General features: G+C 61.5%; 14 protein-coding genes. 5 read left to right on the top strand and 9 right to left on the bottom strand.

The annotated features are described in order from the left end of the window. Positions 1 to 40 precede the first annotated feature (40 nt). The 7 genes from cmk to mtnA all read right to left on the bottom strand — a co-directional run bounded on the left by cmk (position 41) and on the right by mtnA (position 10,653). Complete coding sequence (gene cmk, locus BXA01_RS07710) at positions 41 to 730, bottom strand: (d)CMP kinase (RefSeq protein ID WP_024013869.1); 690 nt, start codon at positions 728 to 730, stop codon at positions 41 to 43. Then, entirely contained in the window at positions 727 to 2,934 is a 2,208-nt protein-coding gene (locus tag BXA01_RS07715) for a bifunctional prephenate dehydrogenase/3-phosphoshikimate 1-carboxyvinyltransferase (RefSeq protein ID WP_231991040.1), read from the bottom strand. Before BXA01_RS07715 ends, cmk begins: the two co-directional genes overlap by 4 nt. Before the next feature lie 28 nt (positions 2,935 to 2,962). Further along, positions 2,963 to 4,075 (bottom strand): histidinol-phosphate transaminase, encoded by a 1,113-nt coding sequence (hisC, locus tag BXA01_RS07720; RefSeq protein WP_076563764.1) that lies wholly within the window; start codon positions 4,073 to 4,075, stop codon positions 2,963 to 2,965. Between the two features lie 12 nt (positions 4,076 to 4,087). Continuing rightward, positions 4,088 to 5,182, bottom strand: a complete 1,095-nt coding sequence (gene pheA / locus BXA01_RS07725; protein ID WP_016770924.1) for a prephenate dehydratase — start codon at positions 5,180 to 5,182, stop codon at positions 4,088 to 4,090. Continuing rightward, positions 5,182 to 6,267 (bottom strand): 3-phosphoserine/phosphohydroxythreonine transaminase, encoded by a 1,086-nt coding sequence (serC, locus tag BXA01_RS07730; protein WP_076563765.1) that lies wholly within the window; start codon positions 6,265 to 6,267, stop codon positions 5,182 to 5,184. Before serC ends, pheA begins: the two co-directional genes overlap by 1 nt. A gap of 231 nt (positions 6,268 to 6,498) precedes the next feature. Then, a complete protein-coding gene (gene gyrA / locus BXA01_RS07735) occupies positions 6,499 to 9,153 on the bottom strand; it encodes a DNA gyrase subunit A (protein ID WP_056788344.1) in 2,655 nt (884 codons plus the stop codon). Between the two features lie 423 nt (positions 9,154 to 9,576). Beyond that, a complete protein-coding gene (gene mtnA, locus BXA01_RS07740; RefSeq protein ID WP_076563766.1) occupies positions 9,577 to 10,653 on the bottom strand; it encodes an S-methyl-5-thioribose-1-phosphate isomerase in 1,077 nt (358 codons plus the stop codon). A 108-nt stretch (positions 10,654 to 10,761) separates the two neighbouring features. Between mtnA and BXA01_RS07745 the strand changes: the two genes are divergently transcribed. The 4 genes from BXA01_RS07745 to BXA01_RS07760 all read left to right on the top strand — a co-directional run bounded on the left by BXA01_RS07745 (position 10,762) and on the right by BXA01_RS07760 (position 14,453). Beyond that, a complete protein-coding gene (locus BXA01_RS07745; RefSeq protein WP_071173171.1) occupies positions 10,762 to 12,096 on the top strand; it encodes a TRZ/ATZ family hydrolase in 1,335 nt (444 codons plus the stop codon). Between the two features lie 58 nt (positions 12,097 to 12,154). Further along, positions 12,155 to 12,853, top strand: coding sequence for a bifunctional 2-polyprenyl-6-hydroxyphenol methylase/3-demethylubiquinol 3-O-methyltransferase UbiG (gene ubiG / locus BXA01_RS07750; RefSeq protein ID WP_024013875.1), 699 nt, complete (start codon positions 12,155 to 12,157; stop codon positions 12,851 to 12,853). Positions 12,854 to 12,857: 4 nt separating this feature from the next. Beyond that, positions 12,858 to 13,529 carry an N-acetylmuramic acid 6-phosphate phosphatase MupP gene (gene mupP, locus BXA01_RS07755; protein ID WP_016770929.1) on the top strand — a complete coding sequence of 224 codons (672 nt, stop codon included), beginning with the start codon at positions 12,858 to 12,860 and terminating at the stop codon, positions 13,527 to 13,529. A 183-nt stretch (positions 13,530 to 13,712) separates the two neighbouring features. After that, the gene (locus BXA01_RS07760; protein WP_076563767.1) at positions 13,713 to 14,453 is read left to right on the top strand and encodes a YciK family oxidoreductase; all 741 of its coding nucleotides are present in this window, start codon (positions 13,713 to 13,715) and stop codon (positions 14,451 to 14,453) included. Here BXA01_RS07760 and BXA01_RS26940 read toward each other — a convergent pair. Continuing rightward, entirely contained in the window at positions 14,440 to 14,658 is a 219-nt protein-coding gene (locus BXA01_RS26940) for a hypothetical protein (protein ID WP_157115957.1), read from the bottom strand. The two genes, BXA01_RS07760 and BXA01_RS26940, sit on opposite strands and share 14 nt — an antisense overlap. Before the next feature lie 157 nt (positions 14,659 to 14,815). Here BXA01_RS26940 and BXA01_RS07765 point away from each other — a divergent pair, with 157 nt between their 5' ends. Then, a complete protein-coding gene (locus BXA01_RS07765) occupies positions 14,816 to 15,742 on the top strand; it encodes a GGDEF domain-containing protein (RefSeq protein ID WP_024013877.1) in 927 nt (308 codons plus the stop codon). A gap of 100 nt (positions 15,743 to 15,842) precedes the next feature. On the opposite strand, the gene BXA01_RS07770 is transcribed toward BXA01_RS07765, so the two are convergent. After that, positions 15,843 to 16,604, bottom strand: coding sequence for a TenA family transcriptional regulator (locus tag BXA01_RS07770; protein ID WP_442961896.1), 762 nt, complete (start codon positions 16,602 to 16,604; stop codon positions 15,843 to 15,845). Positions 16,605 to 16,682 lie beyond the last annotated feature (78 nt).

Consider the following 16,682-nt stretch of genomic DNA (forward strand, 5'->3'; position numbering starts at 1 on the left):
GCACCGCAGGACTATGACTGGTCCCCTGCGGCCCTCTTGGTCACCCGGCGATATCGCGAATGGCGATCTCGCTCATGATGCGTTCAAGCACCTGATCGATGGAAAGCTCCGTTGAATCCAGCTGAATCGCGTCGGCCGCCGGCTTGAGCGGGGCTACTGCGCGCTGGGTGTCACGCTCATCGCGTGCACGGATCTCATCTAGCAGACTCGACAGACTAACACCCTCGACTTTGCCCTTCAACTGCAAATATCGACGACGCGCCCGTTCCTCGGCGCTGGCGGTGAGGAAAATCTTCAGTGGTGCATCCGGGAAAACCACCGTGCCCATGTCGCGGCCGTCGGCCACCAAGCCCGGCGCTTCCTGGAAAGCACGCTGGCGCTGCAGCAGCGCCTCGCGCACGGCGGGCAGCGCAGCCACTTGCGAGGCGCCGGAACCGACGCTTTCGGTGCGGATGACATCGCTGACTTCGTCGCCTTCGAGAATGATCCGCTGCAGCTGACCTTCGGTCGCGGCGATGAACTGCACATCCAGATGAGCGGCCAATGTCTTCAGCAGCTCTTCATTGGTCAGGTCGACGCCATGGTTGTGCGCAGCGAACGCGAGCAAACGATAAAGCGCACCGGAATCCAGCAGGTTCCAGCCCAGACGTTTGGCCAGAATCCCGGCGACCGTGCCTTTGCCGGAGCCGCTTGGCCCATCGATGGTGATGACCGGTGCAATGTTTTTCACGACTGAGCCTCTTGTGCCACACGAATGCCGACTTGCCCGCACAGTGCGAGGAAGTTGGGGAACGAGGTCGCGACGTTGGCGCAATCATGGATGCGGATCGGTGCGGTAGCGCGCAACGAGGCGACGCTGAAGGCCATGGCGATACGGTGGTCGCCGTGACCGTGCACTTCACCGCCGCCGATCTGGCCGCCGTCGATGATGATGCCGTCCGGGGTCGGTTCGCACTTGACGCCCAGCGCCAGCAAACCGTCCGCCATGACCTGAATCCGGTCGGATTCCTTGACTCGCAGCTCTTCGGCGCCGGTCAGCACGGTACGCCCTTCGGCGCACGCAGCCGCGACGAACAGTACCGGGAATTCGTCGATGGCCAGCGGCACCAGTTCCTCCGGAATCTCGATACCTTTGAGTTTAGCTGCGCGCACGCGCAAGTCAGCCACTGGTTCGCCACCGACCTCACGCTGGTTTTCCAGAGTGATATCGGCACCCATCAGCCGCAGGATGTCGATCACGCCAGTCCGGGTCGGATTGATGCCGACGTGCTCAAGCACCAGCTCGGAGCCCTCGGCGATCGAGGCCGCGACGAGGAAGAACGCCGACGACGAGATATCGCCCGGCACTTCGATGTGAGTCGCGGTGAGCTTGCCGCCGGACTCGACCGAAGCCGTGGCGCCGTCGACGCTGACCGGGTAGCCGAAGCCACGCAGCATGCGTTCGGTGTGATCGCGGGTCGGTGCCGGCTCGGTCACCGTGGTCTTGCCTTCAGCATAGAGACCGGCAAGCAGCAGGCAGGATTTCACCTGGGCACTGGCCATCGGCATGGTGTAGGTCAGACCCTTGAGCTTGTGGCCACCGCGAATGGTCATCGGTGGGCGACCTTCGGCAGCGGTTTCGATCACGGCGCCCATTTCTCGCAGAGGATTAGCCACGCGATTCATCGGACGCTTGGACAGCGAAGCGTCGCCGGTCAAGGTGCTGTCGAAGCTCTGCGCCGCCAGCAGGCCAGAGAGCAGACGCATCGAGGTGCCGGAGTTGCCCAGGTAGATCGGGCCCGGCGCAGGTTTCAGGCCGTGCAGGCCGACACCGTGAATGGTCACGCGGCCGTGGTGCGGGCCTTCGATGACCACGCCCATGTCGCGGAATGCCTGCAAGGTCGCCAGGGCGTCTTCGCCCTCAAGGAAGCCTTCGACTTCGGTGACGCCTTCGGCCAGCGAGCCGAGCATGATCGAACGGTGGGAAATCGATTTGTCACCCGGTACGCGAATCCGACCGGACAGGCGGCCACCAGGTTGAGCCAGGAAGATCAGATCGTTGGAATTCATAGCGTCCACATAGGCCCTGCGGGCCAGGATTTTACTGAAATGCTCGCGGGCAACCCGGGCGCGCGTGAAAACGCCCAACAATTGGTGCCCATCCCCTGCATCGACCGCGTCGCGCAAGGCGTCGAGGTCGCTGCGAAATGTATCGAGTGTGCGCAGGACAGCCTCGCGGTTGGCGAGGAAGATGTCGTGCCACATCACCGGGTCGCTTCCGGCGATTCTTGTGAAATCGCGAAAACCACCGGCAGCGTAACGGAAGATCTCCAGATTTTCATTGCGCTTGGCCAATGAATCGACCAGACCGAAGGCCAGCAGGTGCGGCAGATGACTGGTCGCGGCGAGGACTTCGTCGTGCCGCTCGACCTGCATGTGCTCGACATCCGCGCCCAGTTCGCGCCACAGGCGATCGACCAGCGCCAGCGCGGCAGGATCGGTCTGCTCGAGCGGCGTCAGGATCACCTTGTGCCGGCGGAACAACTCGGCATTCGAAGCTTCCACCCCGCTCTGCTCGGAACCGGCAATCGGGTGCCCGGGGACGAAACGTGCCGGCATGCCGCCGAACGCTTCGGTCGCGGCGCGCACCACGTTGCCTTTGGCGCTGCCGACATCCGTAAGAATCGCCTGCCCCAGATCCATGACAGCCAGACGCGCGAGCAGCTTTTCCATGGCCAGAATCGGCACCGCCAGCTGAATCACATCGGCACCGATGCAAGCCGCCGCCAAATCGTCTTCGCAGCGATCGACCACACCCAATTCGACCGCGAGCTTGCGCGATTGCGGATCCAGATCGACGCCGACCACTTCACGGCACAAGCCGCTTTCACGCAAACCCTTGGCAAACGAACCACCGATCAACCCCAGACCGACCACCACAAGGCGACCGATCATAGGTGCAGCAGGTTGCAGCGCAGTGACATCAACCACGAGCCAGAACCTTGCGCAGCGCCTCAAGGAAACGGCTGTTTTCTGCCGGCAGACCGATGGTCACCCGCAGGTGGTTCGGCATGCCGTAATTGGCCACCGGACGCACGATCACGCCTTCGCGCAGCAAGCCCTGGAAAATCGGCGCCGCCACCTGGCCGAGATCGACACAGATGAAGTTGCCTTTGGACTCGATCCAGCTCAGTCCCAGCTCACGGAAACCCGCCTGCAACTGCTGCATGCCGGATTCGTTGAGCTGACGGCTTTGCGCCAGATATTCTTCGTCTTTCAATGCCGCACAGGCTGCGGCGAGCGCGAGGCTGTTGACATTGAACGGCTGACGAACGCGGTTCAGCACGTCCGCCACCACAGGTGTCGACAAGCCATAACCGACGCGCAGCGCGGCCAGGCCATAGGCCTTGGAGAAGGTGCGCGACACCAGCAGGTTCGGGTAGGCGGCGAGGAAGTCGAGACCGTCCGGCAAATCACTGCCTTCGGCGTACTCGATATAAGCCTCGTCGAGGACTACTAGCACATGCTCGGGAACGTCCTGCAGGAATTCGTCCAGCGCTTCGGCGCCGAACCAGGTGCCAGTCGGGTTGTTCGGGTTGGCGATGAACACCACGCGGGTGTTGGCATCGATGGCCGCAAGCATCGCCGGCAGGTCATGGCCCCAGTCTTTGGCTGGAACGACTTTGGCTTGTGCGCCGACTGCTTGAGTCGCGATCGGATACACCGCAAAGGCGTGCTCACTGAACACCGCATTCAGGCCCGGTGCCAGGTAGGCACGCGCAACCAGTTCAAGAATATCGTTGGAGCCATTACCCAGCGTGACCTGATTCAGCTCGACGCGGCACTGCTCGGCGAGCAGCGACTTCAGGGCGAAACCATTGCCGTCCGGGTAGCGGGTCAGCTCGGCCAGCTCTTCGCGGATCGCCGCCAATGCCTTCGGGCTGGCGCCCAATGGGTTTTCGTTGCTCGCCAGTTTGACGATTTTTGCCGGATCCAGATCCAGCTCGCGCGCCAGTTCGTCCACAGGCTTGCCCGGAACGTACGGCGAAAGTTGTTGCACGCCCGGCTGTGCCAGAGCGAGGAAGTTGCCACTCATTTGCTACCGCCCTTAGAGAACTGCTTTCGGGTAGGAACCCAGCACTTTGAGTGCTACTGCTTCCTGACTGATCTTTTCCAGCACACCTTTGATCAACGGATCACGGTGGTGGCCGACGAAGTCGATGAAGAACACGTAGGTCCATTTGCCGCTGCGCGACGGACGGGTTTCGATGCGGGTCAGGTCGATGCCATTGTCGTGGAACGGCACCAGCAGCTCGTGGAGCGCGCCCGGCTTGTTGCTCATCGACACGATGATTGAGGTCTTGTCGTCGCCGGTCGGCGGCACTTCCTGATTACCGATCATCAGGAAGCGGGTCGAGTTGTCCGGACGATCTTCGATCTTCTCGGCCAGGCGCGTCAGGCCGTACAGCCCTGCCGCCATGTCGCCAGCGATCGCTGCCGAATTCCACTCACCCTTGACCCGTTTGGCCGCTTCGGCGTTACTCGACACCGCGACGCGTTCGACATTCGGGTAATGCGCGTCCAGCCACTTGCGGCACTGGGCCAGCGACTGCGCGTGGGAGTAGATGCGGCTGATACTGTCGGTCTTGGTATTTTCGCCGACCAGCAGATGATGGTGGATGCGCAACTCGACTTCGCCACAGATCACCATGTCGTGCTCGAGGAAGCTGTCCAGCGTGTGATTGACCGCGCCTTCGGTGGAGTTTTCCACCGGCACCACGCCAAAATTCACCGCACCGGCCGCCACTTCACGGAACACTTCATCAATCGCCGCCATCGGCTTGCTGATCACCGCGTGGCCGAAGTGCTTCATCGCGGCAGCCTGGGTGAAGGTGCCTTCAGGGCCGAGGTAAGCCACTTTCAGCGGCTGCTCCAGCGCGAGGCACGACGACATGATTTCGCGGAACAACCGCGCCATCTCTTCGTTGCCCAGCGGCCCCTGGTTGCGCTCCATCACACGCTTGAGCACCTGAGCTTCGCGCTCGGGACGATAGAACACCGGCACTTCGCCTTCGGCCAGCGAGGCCATCTTCACGCGGGCGACTTCCTGGGCGCAACGCGCACGCTCACTGATCAGCTCGAGGACTTTGGTGTCCAGAGCGTCGATGCGAACGCGCAGTGCCTTGAGTTCTTGCTCGGACATCAGCCGTGTTCCTTCTCGAATTCCGCCATGTACGCCACCAGCGCGTTGACCGCAGTGATGTCGACGGCGTTGTAGATGGAGGCGCGCATGCCGCCCACCGAACGGTGACCCTTGAGGTTGAGCAGACCACGCTCGTCGGCACCGGCGAGAAACGGCTTGTCCAGACGATCATCAGCCAGACGGAACGGCACGTTCATCCACGAGCGATCCGACTTGTTGATCGGGTTGCTGTAGAGGCCGCTGGCATCGATGAAGTCGTACAGGGTGCGCTGCTTGACGTCGTTGAGCCTGGCGATCGCTTCGACGCCGCCCTGCTCTTTCAGCCATTGGAACACCAGACCGGACAGGTACCAGGCCAGCGTCGGCGGGGTGTTGTACATCGAACCGTTATCGGCCGCGACCTTGTAGTTGAGCATGGTCGGGCACAGCGAGCGGGCCTTGCCGAGCAAGTCTTCGCGAATGATGTTGACGACGATGCCGCTCGGCCCGATGTTCTTCTGCGCGCCGGCGTAGATCATGCCGAAACGCGAAATATCGACCGGGCGCGAGAGGATGTCCGAAGACATGTCAGCCACCAGCGGTACATCACCGGTTTGCGGGACCCACTGAAATTCCAGACCGCCGATGGTTTCGTTCGGCGCGTAGTGAACGTAAGCGGCGTCTTTCGACAGGTTCCACTCGTTCTGGCCGGGGATGGCGAAATAGTCGTAAGGCTTGGCAGTGGCAGCAACGTTGACGTGGCCATAGCGCGAGGCCTCTTCGATGGCTTTCTGCGACCAGATGCCGGTGTCGATGTAGTCGGCCGAGCCGCCTTCAGGCAACAGGTTCAGCGGAATCTGCGCGAACTGCTGGCTGGCGCCGCCCTGCAGAAACAGCACTTTGTAGTTCGACGGGATATTCAGCAGATCACGCAGATCCTGCTCGGCCTGAGTGGCGATGGACACGAACTCATCGCTGCGATGGCTCATTTCCATGACCGACAGACCCTTGCCGTGCCAATCAAGGAGTTCACCCTGGGCGCGCTGCAGGACAGCTTCAGGCAGCGCCGCCGGACCGGCGCAGAAGTTATAGGCTCGCTTGCTCACATCCAATCTCGCTCTGATTTGGTGGTATCACGCAATAAATCACACTACCGATCAACATGGCCCTGTGGGAGCGAGCCTGCTCGCGAATGCATCACCGCGGTGCTTCAGAGGTACCGCAGCGCCTGCTTTCGCGAGCAGGCTCGCTCCCACATGGGATCTCCATGATGTCGAAAATTCGTAGCAGACAAATAACAAGGGGGCGAATTCTCATCCGCCCCCTCGTTTGTCCGCTTATTCCTGCGGTTCTTCGTCTGCTGCGGCGTCGAGTTGCTGGTCGTCTGCGGCCTCGTCGATACCGACGCTGCCTGCGATTTCCTCGCCCTCTTCACCTTCGAGCTCTTCGCCTTCGATTTCCGAAGGTTCCTGAACCCTCTCCAGGCCGACCAGGGTTTCATCCTTGGCCAGCTTGATCAGCGTCACGCCCTGAGTGTTACGGCCCAGGCTCGACACTTCGCCGACACGGGTACGTACCAGGGTGCCCTGATCGGAGATCAGCATGATTTCTTCGCCGTCGAGCACCTGTACCGCGCCGACCAGACGGCCGTTACGCTCGTTGCTGACCATGGCGATCACGCCTTGGCCGCCACGCTTGTACTCAGGGAACTCGGTGATCGCGGTGCGCTTGCCATAACCACGCTCGGAAGCGGTGAGGATCTGGCTGCCTTCTTCCGGGATCAGCATGGAAATCAGCTTCTGCCCTTCCGGCAGACGCATGCCGCGCACGCCGCGAGCGGTACGGCCCATGGCACGCACGTCGGACTCTTTGAAGCGGGTAACCTTGCCGCCGTCGGAGAACAGCATCACTTCGCGCTCACCATCGGTGATGGCCGCAGAGATCAGCACGTCGCCCTCGTCCAGCTCCAGCGCGATCAGACCGACGCTGCGCTGACGGCTGAAGGATTCCAGCGGGGTCTTCTTCACGGTGCCGTTGGCGGTGGCCATGAAGATGTAGTGACCTTCGGTGTATTCCTCGACCGGCAGCATGGTGGTGATGTATTCACCGTCATCCAGCGGCAACAGGTTGACCAGCGGACGACCACGGGCCGCGCGGGATGCTTCCGGAATTTCGTAGGTCTTGAGCCAGTACACCTTGCCCTTGCTGGAGAACAGCAGCAGCGTGGTGTGGCTGTTGGCGACCAGCAGGTGAGCAATGTAGTCCTCGTCCTTGACGCCGGTGGCCGACTTGCCTTTGCCGCCACGACGCTGAGCCTGGTACGCAGCCAGCGGCTGGGTCTTGGCGTAGCCACCGTGGGAGATGGTCACGACGCGCTCTTCTTCCGGGATCATGTCACCCAGGGTGAGGTCGAGACGGGCATCGAGAATTTCGGTGCGGCGCACGTCGCCGTATTCGGCGCGGATCACTTCCAGCTCTTCGCGGATCACTTCCATCAGGCGCACAGCGCTGTTGAGGATGCGGATCAGCTCGCCGATCTGGTTGAGGATCTCCTGGTACTCGGCCAGCAGCTTCTCGTGCTCCAGACCGGTCAGACGGTGCAGGCGCAGTTCGAGAATCGCTTGGGCCTGTTCTGGCGAGAGGAAGTACTTGCCTTCGCGCAGGCCGTATTGCGGATCGAGATTTTCCGGACGGCACGAATCGGCACCGGCACGTTCAACCATCGCCACCACAGCCGAGGATTCCCAAGGCGTGCTGATCAGCGCTTCCTTGGCTTCCGACGGCGTTGGCGAAGCCTTGATCAGGGCGATCACCGGGTCGATGTTCGACAGGGCAACGGCCTGGCCTTCGAGAATGTGCCCGCGCTCGCGCGCCTTGCGCAGTTCGAACACGGTACGACGGGTGACCACTTCGCGACGGTGACGGACGAAGGCTTCAAGCAGATCCTTGAGGTTGAGGATGCGCGGGCGGCCGTCGATCAGCGCGACGATGTTGATGCCGAATACCGATTGCAGCTGGGTCTGGGCGTAGAGGTTGTTGAGGATCACCTCCGGCACTTCGCCGCGACGCAGTTCGATCACGACGCGCATACCGTCCTTGTCGGACTCGTCGCGCAGCTCGGTGATGCCTTCGAGCTTCTTCTCTTTGACCAGCTCGGCGATCTTCTCGATCAGACGCGCCTTGTTCAGCTGGTAAGGCAGTTCGGTGATGACGATCTGCTGACGGCCACCGACCTTGTCGATATCTTCGATGATCGAGCGGGCACGCATGTAAATGCGCCCGCGACCGGTGCGGTAGGCTTCGATGATGCCGGCACGACCGTTGATGATCGCGGCCGTCGGGAAGTCCGGGCCGGGGATGTATTGCATCAGCTCATCGACGGTCAGCTCTGGGTTGTCGATGAGGGCCAGGCAACCGTCGATGACTTCACCGAGGTTGTGCGGCGGAATGTTGGTCGCCATGCCTACGGCGATACCGCTGGAACCGTTGACCAGCAGGTTCGGTACGCGGGTCGGCATGACTGCCGGGATCAGTTCGGTGCCGTCGTAGTTCGGCACCCAGTCCACGGTTTCCTTGTGCAGGTCAGCCAGCAGCTCGTGCGCCAGCTTGGTCATGCGCACTTCGGTGTATCGCATGGCCGCAGCGTTGTCGCCGTCGACCGAACCGAAGTTGCCCTGGCCGTCGACCAGCAGGTAGCGCAGGGAGAAAGGCTGGGCCATGCGAACGATGGTGTCGTACACGGCAGTGTCACCGTGCGGGTGATACTTACCGATCACGTCGCCGACGACACGGGCAGATTTCTTGTACGGCTTGTTGTAGTCGTTGCCCAGCTCGCTCATCGCGAACAGTACGCGACGGTGCACGGGCTTGAGGCCATCGCGCGCATCCGGCAGTGCACGGCCGACGATCACGCTCATTGCGTAGTCGAGGTAGGACTGTTTCAGCTCGTCTTCGATATTGACCGGGAGGATTTCTTTGGCCAGTTCGCCCATGAGAAGCCTGATTCCTTTTTCTGGTGAAACTTCGTCATATCCATGTGGGAGCAACGAAGCTCGTCGGGGCCGGCCGAGTGCCATGCGCCGACTTACGACAAATCAACATTGGATCGCGGATTTGCGCAGTAAAGACAGCTCCGTGGAGCCGCCTCGGAAAACGCCGGATGTTATCACAAAGGCCGCCACGCACCTATCCCCCAGATGCGCATGGAGCATAGTTAGTTGACCGATGACAGGCTTGAGGGGGACGACAGAAGCTCTGAGCTTCTTTGAATGTGAAATCTGGGGCAGATTTACAGTTGTTTATTGACATTCAGGCCCTCATCGCTGGCAAGCCAGCTCCCACAGGTTCAATGCCGGGCACAAAACCTGTGGGAGCTGGCTTGCCAGCGATGGGGCCCGCTCAGACGCTAAAGACCTTCAATGCAGGCGTTTGCGACACATCAGCTGGGCCATTTTCGCGGTGTCCGGGCGTTCGACGATGCCTTTTTCGGTGACGATCGCATCGATCAGATCCGCCGGGGTGACATCAAACACCGGGTTGAACGCTTCAACATCGGCACCGACGCGCTTGCCGCCGACTTCGAGCAGTTCGGCGCCATCACGTTCTTCGATCGGGATGTCATCGCCGCTGGCCAGATTCATGTCGATGGTCGAACTGGGTGCCACGACCATGAAGCGCACGCCGTGGTGCATGGCGTTGACTGCCAGTTGATAGGTGCCGATCTTGTTCGCCACGTCGCCATTGGCGGTGATGCGGTCAGCGCCGACAATCACCCAGGTCACCCCTTTGGTTTTCATGATGTGCGCGGCGGCGGAGTCGGCGTTCAGGGTCACCGGGATGCCTTCGTTGGCCAGTTCCCACGCGGTCAGGCGCGAGCCTTGCAGCCACGGCCGGGTTTCGTCGGCGTAAACACGCTCGACCATGCCTTCTATATAAGCAGCGCGGATCACCCCCAGCGCAGTACCGAACCCGCCGGTGGCCAGCGCGCCGGTGTTGCAGTGGGTCAGGATGGCTTGAGCGTTGCCTTGATGTTTGCGAATCAGATCGACGCCAAGCTGCGCCATGGTCAGGTTGGCTTCGCGGTCGCTTTCATGAATGGCGATAGCTTCGGCTTCCAGCGCCGCCAGCGGATCGGCGTTGCTTTTCAGCCGATCCAGGCGATCGTGCATGCGGCCCAGCGCCCAGAACAGATTGACCGCGGTCGGACGCGAATCGGCCAACAGCGCGAAATCCTCTTCCAGTGCCGCGTACCAGTCGCCGCCCTCGGCAATCCGCGCCCGCGCCGCGAGGACGATGCCATAGGCCGCACTGATGCCAATGGCCGGCGCGCCACGCACGACCATCGAGCGAATCGCTTCGGCCACGCCGGCGGCGCTGGTGTAGGCGATCCAGTTTTCCTCGAACGGCAAAATACGCTGATCCAGCAGGTGCAGCGCGCCATCACGCCAATCGATGGCCTTTACTTTCTCCGCAGCCAACAGTCGATCGCGCATCCCACACCCCGCACTCATGAACAAAAGCCGCCGATTATAGCGATCCCCCCGCGAAGACGCTCGGGTATACTTCGCCATCCTTTACAAAAGCACTGGAACCGACCCTCGATGCCGAAACCTGCCATTGCGCTCGACCTGTTATTGCTGCCGACCTGGCTGGTCCCCGTCGAACCTGCAGGCGTGGTGCTCAAGGAGCACGGCCTGGGCATCCGTGACGGTTGCATCGTGTTTATCGGCCCGCGCGCCGAAGCGTTGAAGTGTAACGCGACAGAAATCCGCGAACTGCCGGATGTTCTGTTGGCGCCGGGACTGATCAATGCCCACGGCCACGCGGCGATGACGCTGTTCCGTGGCCTGGCTGACGATCTGCCGCTGATGACCTGGCTGGAAAACCACATCTGGCCGGCCGAAGGCAAATGGGTCGATGAGGATTTCGTCCGCGACGGCACCGATCTGGCCATCGCCGAGCAGATCAAGGGCGGCATCACCTGCTTCTCTGACATGTATTTCTTCCCGAAAGTCGCCAGCGAGCGCGTACACAACAGCGGTATCCGCGCGCAGATCGCCATTCCGATCCTCGATTTCCCGATCCCTGGCGCCAGCAGTGCCGACGAAGCCATTCGTCAGGGCGTCGAATTGTTCGGGGATCTCAAGCATCACGAACGCATCAAGATTACTTTCGGCCCTCACGCACCCTACACCGTCGGTGATGAGAACCTGGAGAAAATCAGGGTGATCGCCGAGGAGCTGGACGCTTCGATCCATATGCATGTGCATGAAACCGCGTTCGAAGTGCAGCAGGCCGTCGAGCAGACCGGCGAACGGCCACTGGCGCGCCTGGGTCGCCTTGGCCTGCTCGGCCCGCGCTTCCAGGCGGTGCACATGACCCAGATCAGCGATGACGACCTCGCGCTGCTGGTAGAAAGCAACAGCAGCGTGATCCACTGCCCGGAATCCAATCTGAAACTGGCCAGCGGCTTCTGCCCGGTCGAACGTTTGTGGCAGGCTGGGGTGAACGTCGCTGTCGGTACCGATGGCGCGGCGAGCAACAATGATCTCGACCTGCTCGGCGAAACCCGCACCGCCGCCCTGCTGGCCAAAGCTGTGGCCGGTTCTGCCACAGCGCTGGACGCTCATCGCGCCTTGCGCATGGCCACCCTCAATGGCGCCCGTGCGCTGGGGATCGAGGCGCAGGTCGGCTCGCTGGAGATCGGCAAAGCCGCAGACATCGTCGCTTTCGACCTGTCCGGTCTGGCGCAGCAACCGGTGTATGACCCGGTGTCGCAGCTGATCTACGCGACCGGGCGTGATTGCGTGAAACACCTGTGGGTTGCCGGCAAGCAACTGCTCGACGACCGGCGCCTGACCCGCATGGACGAACAACAGCTGGGCGCGACCGCCCGCCACTGGGGCCAGCGCATCAGCGGCCACACCGAATCGTAAACACCGCGGCGCAATCTCCGCGGCTACAGCCCTTTTCAGGTTTTTCGAGGAATTGAACATGAGCAACGTCGACCACGCCGAAATCGCCAAATTCGAGGCCCTGGCCCATCGCTGGTGGGACCGCGAAAGCGAATTCAAGCCGCTGCACGACATCAACCCACTGCGGGTCAACTGGATCGACGAACGAGTCAATCTGGCCGGCAAGAAAGTCCTCGACGTCGGTTGCGGCGGCGGCATCCTCAGCGAAGCCATGGCCCAGCGCGGCGCCACGGTGATGGGCATCGACATGGGCGAAGCGCCGCTGGCGGTCGCACAACTGCATCAGCTGGAATCCGGGGTCAGCGTCGAATACCGGCAGATCACCGCCGAAGCCCTTGCCGACGAAATGCCCGAGCAGTTCGACGTGGTCACCTGCCTGGAAATGCTCGAGCACGTGCCGGATCCATCCTCGGTAATCCGTGCCTGCTTCCGCATGGTCAAGCCGGGCGGCCAGGTATTCTTCTCGACCATCAACCGCAACCCGAAGGCGTATCTGTTCGCGATCATCGGCGCCGAATACATCATGAAGCTGCTGCCGCGCGGCACCCACGACTTCAAGAAATTCATCCGCCCCTCCGAGCTCGGCGCGTGGAGCCGCATGGCTGGCCTGACCGTCAAGGACATCATCGGCCTGACCTACAACCCGCTGACCAAGCACTACAAGCTGGCCAACGACGTTGACGTCAACTACATGATCCAGACCCTGCGCGAGGAATAAGCCGATGGCCATCAGAGCGGTACTTTTCGACATGGACGGCACCCTGCTCGACACCGCGCCGGACTTCATCGCCATCTGCCAGGCGATGCGCGCCGATCGCGGTCTGCCGCCGATCAACGACAAGCACATCCGCGACGAAATTTCCGGCGGCGCCAAGGCCATGGTCGCGGTGACGTTCTCGATGGATCCGGAATCGCCGGGCTTTGAGGAGCTGCGTCTGGAGTTTCTCGAGCGCTATCTGGTCGGCTGCGCAGTGCACAGCAAGCTGTTCGACGGCATGGGCGAACTGCTCGCTGACATCGAAAAGGCCAACCTGATCTGGGGCGTGGTCACCAACAAACCGGTGCGCTTCGCCGAGCCGATCATGCAGCGCCTGGGGCTGGCCGAGCGTTCAGCGCTGTTGATCTGCCCGGATCATGTGAAGAACAGCAAGCCGGATCCGGAGCCGCTGATCCTCGCCTGCAAGATGCTTGATCTGGATCCGTCGACCGTGCTGTTTATCGGCGATGATCTGCGCGATATCGAATCGGGCCGCGATGCCGGCACCAAGACCGCAGCAGTGACTTACGGCTACATCCACCCGGACGACAACCCACGGCACTGGGGCGCGGACGTTGTGGTAGATCACCCGCTGGAGTTGCGCAAGGTGCTCGACAGCGCGCTGTGCAGCTGCTGACCTGACTGTTGCAAATTCCCTGTGTGGCGAGGGGATTTATCGCCGCTGGACTGCGAAGCGGCCCCCGCTTTTATCCAGGCAATGTGACACACAGGTTTTGCGACGGCTTCGCCGCCGAACGGGGATAAATCCCCTCGCCACAGGGGTGAAGCAGGTCTTCACCAAATGGACTATGAGGTTTTTATGTTTGATTACACCGCTCGCCCCGAATTGCTCAAGGATCGGGTCATTCTGGTCACCGGTGCCGGGCGTGGCATCGGCGCGGCTGCGGCGAAAACCTATGCCGCCCACGGTGCCACCGTACTGCTGCTGGGCAAGACCGAAGCCAATCTGACCGAGGTTTACGACGCAATCGAGGCAGCGGGCCACCCGCAACCGGCGGTGATCCCGTTCAACCTCGAGACCGCCCTGCCCCATCAGTACGATGAGCTGGCGGCGATGATCGAAACCGAGTTCGGCCACCTCGACGGCCTGCTGCACAACGCCTCGATCATCGGCCCGCGCACACCGATCGAGCAACTCTCCGGCGAAAACTTCATGCGTGTCATGCAGGTCAACGTCAACGCGATGTTCATGCTGACCAGCACCCTGCTGCCGTTGCTCAAGCTGTCCCAGGATGCTTCGGTGGTGTTCACCTCGAGCAGCGTCGGGCGCAAGGGTCGCGCGTACTGGGGCGCTTACGGTGTGTCGAAATTTGCCACCGAGGGCCTGATGCAAACCCTGGCCGATGAAGTGGAAGGCGTCGCGCCGGTACGCTCCAACAGCATCAACCCGGGCGGTACGCGCACCAGCATGCGCGCGCAGGCGTATCCGGGGGAAAACCCGCTGAACAACCCGACACCGGAAGAGATCATGCCGGTCTATCTGTACCTTATGGGTCCGGACAGCGCGGGCGTTAATGGCCAGGCATTCAACGCCCAATAACGCCATACGTCGCATTTGTTGCCGCGGCAGAATGCTGTCGCGGCAAGCCATTGCCGCTCATAACCGTCACAAAGCCGCCAGGAATCCAGCGCCGCAACCCCGCCCTCACCAGCAAGCCATTGATTCGAAAAGCTTTAAATAAAATCGAACCGAATGGCACGCCTTTCGCTCTAAATTCCCTCAAAACATGCCGTGTGATGGCCATGGGGCAAACGCCGATTTCGATAGCTGACTGATCGTCTTGCGGCAGACTAAACTTACGCCAAACGTCCTACGGGACTGATGGATCAGTACGACGCGCAGCCCATAGCCGCTCTCACCCAGCCTGTAAGACAGACTTACTGCTTAGGGGCTCACGCCATATGAAATCTCCTTCCCAGACCCATGCAATTGACTTTGACAGTGCCAAATTGCAGCGCCTGGGCTTCGGTCAACTACCGGCGCTGATCGAGCGCCCGACCAGCCTGGCGCAATTGCGTCAGCAAATGAGCCTGCAACTGCAAACCAGCCTTGAGCCACAGCGCATCCTTGGCCTGTTCTTTCGCGAAATCCAGCGCCTGGTGCCGCTGGACGCGCTGAGCTACGTGCATCAGGCCAGTGACTTGCGCCTGGAGTTTGGCGCGCGCGGCCACCATTCGGTCAGCTACACCCTGAGCCATGAAGGCGAGCACATGGGCGAGTTGGTCTTCCGCCGCAATCAGCGTTTCAACGACAAGGAACAGGGCGACCTCGAGTCGCTGCTGTCCTGCCTGCTATACCCGATGCGCAACGCCCTGCTCTATCGCGCCGCGACCCAGAGTGCCTTGCGCGACCCGTTGACCGGTGCCGGCAATCGGGTGGCCATGGAGCAGACCTTGCAGCGCGAGATCGACATGTCGCGCCGCCATGCGCAGCCGCTGTCGGTACTGATGCTCGACATCGACCACTTCAAACGGGTCAACGATGACCACGGGCATGGCGCCGGTGATGAAGTGCTCAGAGCCATTGCCGCGTCGATCAAGGCGCAACTGCGCAACGTCGACATGGTGTTCCGTTATGGCGGCGAAGAGTTTCTGATCCTGCTGTCCAACACCGGTCGCGAGGCGGCGGCGATGGTCGGCGAGCGTTTGCGCCAGGCGACGCAGTCAGAGGAATATTTTGCCGATGGCCAGTTGATCGAGATCACCGTGAGCCTGGGTTGCTCGACGTTGTTGCCGGGCGAGTCGGCAGACAGCTTATTGCGCCGCGCCGACAGTGCGTTATATGTCGCAAAGCGCGAGGGGCGGAACCGGCTGGCGATGGCCGGCTAAAAATCATTGTGGGAGCGAGCCTGCTCGCGAAGAGGGAGGGTCAGACAACGATTCGTTGAATGCCCCACCGCTTTCGCGCAGGCTCGCTCCCACAGTTCGATCAGCTTTCGGTTACGGTCCGACGCTCGCGGTTGACCTGCAAGCGCTCCGAAGTCTCCAGCTGCATGCACCGCTCCAGAAACAGGTACATGTAGTCATAACTCTTGCAGATCGCCTGCCGTAGCTCGGCCTGCAACGCCTTGCTCGGGTTCATGCCGGCGAGGGTGCAGATGATTTCCAGCGCTTCCCACGGGTGGGCATCGTCGTACTGGGCATGCATCTTCAACCACTTCATCGCGCGCTTGCGGTCCTCTTCCGGGAACGCTGCCGCGTAGACCCCGGTCGAGCAGACCACCGCTGACCACTCCCCGGTCGCCCCCTCGATCGCATAGTTGGTCGCGGCAATCGCCACGATCAGCGAATCCGCTGAGCTGGTGTGCCAGCACCAATGACTCAGAGCATGCAGCTCCGGCGGCACTTGCTGGGCCTGGAGATCTTCGAGGCTGACGCCATGGGCGCGACTCCAATGCATCCAGTAATCGGCGTGATTGAGTTCGACGCGGATGTTGCGCATCAGCCAGCGCCGCGCCATGTCCTCGCCGGGATGGCGGGCGAAGCGGGTCTTGGTAAGGTTCTGCGCCATGTACAAGGCAAACTGCTCGACCACCGGCCAGCCGCCGATGAGGTACTGGCGCATGGTTTTCGCGCTGAGCTTGTTGTCGCGCATGCGCTGATAAAGTTCATGTTCGACAACCCGGCGCTTGCTCTCGCTGCAATCCTTGATGAGCTGTTGCGCCCAGGCAGGATAACTTGCAGCTTCCATGAGGGGTCCGGTTCGGTTGAATGTGTCGATCACTGTTCGGCTCCTTTTGAGTTGTGATGGCAAGGATCGGCGAGAGAC

The organism is Pseudomonas sp. B10, assembly GCF_900156235.1.
GTDB classification, from domain to species: domain Bacteria; phylum Pseudomonadota; class Gammaproteobacteria; order Pseudomonadales; family Pseudomonadaceae; genus Aquipseudomonas; species Aquipseudomonas siliginis.